This is a genomic window from Pseudoroseomonas ludipueritiae, assembly GCF_014490445.1.
Classification (GTDB): domain Bacteria; phylum Pseudomonadota; class Alphaproteobacteria; order Acetobacterales; family Acetobacteraceae; genus Pseudoroseomonas; species Pseudoroseomonas ludipueritiae.
Genome location: NZ_JACTUZ010000258.1, coordinates 1 through 3,629 on the forward strand (window position 1 = coordinate 1; position 3,629 = coordinate 3,629).

Consider the following 3,629-nt stretch of genomic DNA (forward strand, 5'->3'; position numbering starts at 1 on the left):
AGGCGGCCTGGATCGGAACCCCGCCCTTTGCCGCGGTCATGCCCCAGCCGTCAGGCTCCGCGCTGGACGCGACGGTCTTCAGGTCGTCGATGAAGCCACGCGGGTCATTGGGCAGCCAGTCGATCAGGCTGCGGCACCAGATCGTGCCGGCGCGGGTCTCTTCCTGCCAGATCAGCGCGACCTCAGGCCGGCCGTTGGTGAAGGCGGCCTTCGCCTGGTGGGCGCCAAGCTGCCGGCGCACGGCCAGCGGAACCGCCCGCAGTTCTTCCCAGCGGTCCGCCAGGATCGGGATGAGGCCCATAGCGCGCGCCTGATCGCGTGCCTCCTGCGCCGCCTTCTTCTGGTAGTTGGGCGCGTCGATCACCACGACCGCATCCCGCTTCTCCAGGATCAGCGCGTGCAGGGCGGTGCCTTCCTCCTGCGCAGTGCTGGACGGGCTCGGCTTCCAGGTCGGGTTCAGCTTCGGGTGCGCGTGCCAAGCATGAAGCGGCGACCGGCTGAGCAGCACGCCGGCCATGGAGGCGGACAAGCTGGGGGCCGGGCAGGGGTCGGCGTGGTACTCGGCGGCGGTCATCTCGTAGACGCCAGGGGTGGTGATGCGCATCACGCCCGCCCCCGCAGAGGAGCGACGGGATCAGGAACGCGCTCCATAATCGACCGGTGCTGAGACGGAGGCGCGGAGATCGGGGCCGGCAGCGCAGGGTGCGATGCGAACTCAGTCCCTTCACGCACGGCCCATTTCGGAAGCTGGACCACCAGGGCTTTGCCATCGACATGATGGCCGGTGACCGCGGCTGCCTTCGTTCCAGTGACCGTCACCCCATCAAGACGCACGCCCACGTATCCTGTATGGGTGTGCTTCTGCTGGAGCATGAAGCCCGTAGCCGGCGTCTCCGTGAGCCTCATGAGCCGCGCTTGGTGGTTGACCTTCACCAGAAGGTTCGTTCCCTGCTTCCAACCAAACAATTTCATCAGAGGGCCATTCACGCTGATGACGAAGCGGTAGCCCTTGTCGCCTTTCCCGTACTGGCGCCATGCAACGCTGACGGAAGGCTGGTTGCTGCGCTTTCCGACCATGATCGGGCGGATCTCTTCCCAGGCCATCACAGCCTCTCCTGCATCAGCATGGCCGTCTCGATCTCGCGCATGGCCTCGAAGCACATGTCGGAGACGGCGGGTTCGTTGGACAGCGCGAAGGCCGAGCGGGTGAGCTGCCAGGCGCGGAGGAGGGGGGTCATTCCTCCTGAGCCTTCTTCAGAAACTTCTCGATTTCATCAGAACTCGGCACCTCCCAATTGGTGATCGTGCCCGTGTCCATGTTGATGTCGAGGATCAGGTAATCTCCGAAGTGCTCGCCGGGCATGAAGCGAGGGACGTAGCCCTCGTATTGGGCCAACTCGTCTCCATGCTGATCCTCAACACTTGCGGTGAACATATCGCGCACTTTGATGTGGATCTTTAGCGTCTTCGCCTGGACCTTCACCGGCTTGTAGATGTTCACTTCAGGCATCACTCAACCTCCCGAATTTGCTTCTTCAGCTTGCAATAGAGGGCGGACCAGTAGCGCTTCTCGCGCTTCTCCTTCGCAGCCAGCGCGCTCATCCGGCAGTGGCGGGCATACGCGTTCAGCCGCCATGCCAGGGGCATCTCGTCGATCATGACTGGGGCTCCTCCAGCGCGAGGCGGGCCTTCAGGGCGGCACAGCAGAGGGCGAGGGCGGGGGTAGGCCTTTCCTCGGCATAGACAGTCTCACCGTCGATCCCCCACCGGACTTCGGCAGACCAGACCGGGGTTGAGATGTGCTGCACCCAGAAGCGCTCGATCTGAACGCCTGCCCCCTCCGGCACCAGCGACACGGCGGCGTCGAGGGAGGTGGTGTACTTCGGCACAGTGTAAGGGGCTCTGTGCGTGTACTCACCGGCCATGTGAAAGTAGGGGAGCGGATCTTCAGCAGAAACACAGTAGCGACGCTCTGGATTGTAGAAGTCGAAGGTGCCGTCGCGGTGAACGCGCCTAAAAACCAACCCGTTCACTACACACCAAACCTCTCCATCCAACTCCCGCGACCCTTCCTCCGCCGCCTCGATGCGCTCGATCAGTTCGCGAAGGGCGGTCATGGCTGGGCCTCCTGAGACAGGAGGGCGCGGACGGAGAGGCCGAGAGGTGTGGCGGTCCACTCCATCTCTGAGATGATCTCGAACAGTCCCATCTTGACCATGGGGCGCAGGCGGGAATGGAACTCGTCTGTGAAGAACCGAATGCGCTCACCATCCAGCAGGGCGATTGCTGCCTCGCGCTGGTACGGCGTCAGCTTCTTCGCGATCTCGGCGGGGGTCACGCGAGCACACTCCAAGCCAAGATCCACAGGATGGCCCCGCCGCCGATGCCGGTGAGGATGCCGCGCATCGGCGCATGAGGATCGCGCAGGTTCTCCGGGATCGGGTCTCCGTTGCGGCGGTAGGCAGCGCGGGCTTCGGAGAGCGAGATGATGTTGGTCATGAACGGCCTCCCTGGGCCTTGGCGATGGCGGCGCGCAGATTGGCGACCAGTCGTGCGATGGCCTCTGGATCGATCATGCAACCCGGCGGGCACATCTCGATCAGGGTCACCAGCGCGTTGCCATGCTCCAGCAGATCAGGAGCGGCGGAGATCAGGCGGGCGTTGGCCCGAGCAACATCATGCGGGACATGCCCATAGTTGGATTGCTCCATGAAAGCCTCTGGCTTGCCGTCGGCACCTTGTCGAATAGCTGGCCAACGATCTCCCCAATCCCCGCACTCAAAGGTGCAGATCGGATGATCACTGGACATGATGGTGTTGCACCCGCAGTTGCCGTCACCACACGCCACCCAAGGCCCCGGAGTGTGAGCGCTCATGCCACCATTTCCTTCCGCGCCGGCATCCCATACCCCTGCTCAGCCATGGCTTTCTCGATGCTGGCGATGTCGCGGCGGGCGCCTGCAATGATCATGCGGTCGAACGTTGGATCGGCCGGGTTATGCCTGAGCGCTTCCTCGTGCAGATCAATGACCGTCCGCAGCGTGTTCTTAGACTGCTGCAAAGAGTGCAGGTTCCTGCGGATTGGAGGGGCGCTCATACTGCCTTCCCCTTCAGCAGGAAGGTCGCGCGCTCCATGATCTGCACAAGCCGCGTGGTGCGCCATTCGCAGCCCTCCCGCGCAGCCTCGTCGATCTGGTCGTCGATCTCGACCCGCGCGTTCTCCAGAGCCTCGTAGGCCCGGACCAGCTTCGCGCGGTGGTCGTCTTCACGGTTCGCTGTGATCTCAGCGCGGGACAGGGGGGCGTCGGGGGCGTTGGCGGGGATGACCCATTCGGGGTGATAATTCACGCCTGCGCCTCCGACCACGCACGCGCCATCTCGGCAGCCGCGCGGTAGGCCCTGCCATGCGCGTTCTCGCCATGGGTTTCGTCCACCGCCAGCAGGAACTCATCCAGACTGGCCGGGCCAAAGCAGCCGCGCTGCGCGTACAGGCCGCCATCCTCGGCCCGATAGATCATGAGAGTTCCGCCCTCGGAGCCGATGGGGCCGATGGACATGGCTCCACGATCTGAAAGGGTGATCTCCGTGTCGTCGGACAGAAGGAGTTTTGCGCCACGCAGGTACGCGCC

General features: G+C 64.0%; 11 protein-coding genes and 1 pseudogene. All 12 read right to left on the minus strand.

Going from position 1 to position 3,629, the window contains the following annotated elements:
- Window positions 1–517: pseudogene (locus IBL25_RS25050) on the minus strand (hypothetical protein); the annotation flags it as partial.
- Between the two features lie 86 nt (window positions 518–603).
- Window positions 604–1,104, minus strand: a complete 501-nt coding sequence (locus IBL25_RS25055; protein ID WP_187781174.1) for a hypothetical protein — start codon at window positions 1,102–1,104, stop codon at window positions 604–606.
- On the minus strand, window positions 1,104–1,238 hold the full coding sequence (locus tag IBL25_RS27430) for a hypothetical protein (protein WP_275296066.1): 135 nt from the start codon (window positions 1,236–1,238) through the stop codon (window positions 1,104–1,106). Before IBL25_RS27430 ends, IBL25_RS25055 begins: the two co-directional genes overlap by 1 nt.
- Window positions 1,235–1,510 (minus strand): hypothetical protein, encoded by a 276-nt coding sequence (locus tag IBL25_RS25060; RefSeq protein ID WP_187781175.1) that lies wholly within the window; start codon window positions 1,508–1,510, stop codon window positions 1,235–1,237. The genes IBL25_RS27430 and IBL25_RS25060 overlap by 4 nt, the downstream gene beginning before the upstream one ends.
- A complete protein-coding gene (locus IBL25_RS25065; protein ID WP_187781176.1) occupies window positions 1,510–1,659 on the minus strand; it encodes a hypothetical protein in 150 nt (49 codons plus the stop codon). The genes IBL25_RS25060 and IBL25_RS25065 overlap by 1 nt, the downstream gene beginning before the upstream one ends.
- Complete coding sequence (locus tag IBL25_RS25070) at window positions 1,656–2,117, minus strand: hypothetical protein (protein ID WP_187781177.1); 462 nt, start codon at window positions 2,115–2,117, stop codon at window positions 1,656–1,658. Before IBL25_RS25070 ends, IBL25_RS25065 begins: the two co-directional genes overlap by 4 nt.
- Window positions 2,114–2,338 carry a hypothetical protein gene (locus IBL25_RS25075; protein ID WP_187781178.1) on the minus strand — a complete coding sequence of 75 codons (225 nt, stop codon included), beginning with the start codon at window positions 2,336–2,338 and terminating at the stop codon, window positions 2,114–2,116. Before IBL25_RS25075 ends, IBL25_RS25070 begins: the two co-directional genes overlap by 4 nt.
- Window positions 2,335–2,499, minus strand: a complete 165-nt coding sequence (locus IBL25_RS25080) for a hypothetical protein (RefSeq protein ID WP_187781179.1) — start codon at window positions 2,497–2,499, stop codon at window positions 2,335–2,337. Before IBL25_RS25080 ends, IBL25_RS25075 begins: the two co-directional genes overlap by 4 nt.
- A complete protein-coding gene (locus IBL25_RS25085) occupies window positions 2,496–2,876 on the minus strand; it encodes a hypothetical protein (RefSeq protein ID WP_187781180.1) in 381 nt (126 codons plus the stop codon). Before IBL25_RS25085 ends, IBL25_RS25080 begins: the two co-directional genes overlap by 4 nt.
- Window positions 2,873–3,097, minus strand: coding sequence for a hypothetical protein (locus tag IBL25_RS25090; RefSeq protein WP_187781181.1), 225 nt, complete (start codon window positions 3,095–3,097; stop codon window positions 2,873–2,875). Before IBL25_RS25090 ends, IBL25_RS25085 begins: the two co-directional genes overlap by 4 nt.
- The gene (locus IBL25_RS25095) at window positions 3,094–3,348 is read right to left on the minus strand and encodes a hypothetical protein (protein WP_187781182.1); all 255 of its coding nucleotides are present in this window, start codon (window positions 3,346–3,348) and stop codon (window positions 3,094–3,096) included. Before IBL25_RS25095 ends, IBL25_RS25090 begins: the two co-directional genes overlap by 4 nt.
- On the minus strand, window positions 3,345–3,629 hold a 285-nt coding region (locus IBL25_RS25100), incomplete at its 5' end, for a hypothetical protein (protein ID WP_187781183.1). The genes IBL25_RS25095 and IBL25_RS25100, both read right to left, overlap by 4 nt.

Coding starts and splice junctions, on each gene's coding strand:
- IBL25_RS25055 (WP_187781174.1), bottom strand. CDS start 1,104: ATGGCCTGGGAAGAGATCCGCCCGATCATGGTCGGAAAGCGCAGCAAC.
- IBL25_RS27430 (WP_275296066.1), bottom strand. CDS start 1,238: ATGACCCCCCTCCTCCGCGCCTGGCAGCTCACCCGCTCGGCCTTCGCG.
- IBL25_RS25060 (WP_187781175.1), bottom strand. CDS start 1,510: ATGCCTGAAGTGAACATCTACAAGCCGGTGAAGGTCCAGGCGAAGACG.
- IBL25_RS25065 (WP_187781176.1), bottom strand. CDS start 1,659: ATGATCGACGAGATGCCCCTGGCATGGCGGCTGAACGCGTATGCCCGC.
- IBL25_RS25070 (WP_187781177.1), bottom strand. CDS start 2,117: ATGACCGCCCTTCGCGAACTGATCGAGCGCATCGAGGCGGCGGAGGAA.
- IBL25_RS25080 (WP_187781179.1), bottom strand. CDS start 2,499: ATGACCAACATCATCTCGCTCTCCGAAGCCCGCGCTGCCTACCGCCGC.
- IBL25_RS25085 (WP_187781180.1), bottom strand. CDS start 2,876: ATGAGCGCTCACACTCCGGGGCCTTGGGTGGCGTGTGGTGACGGCAAC.
- IBL25_RS25090 (WP_187781181.1), bottom strand. CDS start 3,097: ATGAGCGCCCCTCCAATCCGCAGGAACCTGCACTCTTTGCAGCAGTCT.